Here is a 301-nt window from a genome sequence, read left to right on the forward strand (position 1 = left end):
AAGTTTCCGTGTTTCGTTTTCGTTTAGTTTTGAGAGTTCAATTCAGTATTGACTCTTAAATGAGGATATGATATAAATAAATCCTGCAATTTGTATGGGCCTATAGCTCAGCTGGTTAGAGCGCACGCCTGATAAGCGTGAGGTCGATGGTTCGAGTCCATTTAGGCCCACCATACAACTTGGGGCCTTAGCTCAGCTGGGAGAGCGCCTGCCTTGCACGCAGGAGGTCAGCGGTTCGATCCCGCTAGGCTCCACCAAAAAGCTATTTTAAATAGCAAATGGTATGTTCTTTGAAAACTAG

General features: G+C 45.2%; 2 tRNA genes. Both read left to right on the top strand.

Features of this window, described 5'->3' with window-relative positions:
• The first annotated feature begins 96 nt into the window (after positions 1-96).
• Positions 97-173 (top strand) — tRNA-Ile (locus COI75_RS17275).
• A gap of 8 nt (positions 174-181) precedes the next feature.
• Positions 182-257, top strand: a tRNA-Ala gene (locus tag COI75_RS17280).
• The last annotated feature ends 44 nt before the right edge of the window (positions 258-301 follow it).

This window comes from Bacillus cereus, assembly GCF_002564555.1.
Classification (GTDB): Bacteria; Bacillota; Bacilli; order Bacillales; family Bacillaceae_G; genus Bacillus_A; species Bacillus_A cereus_K.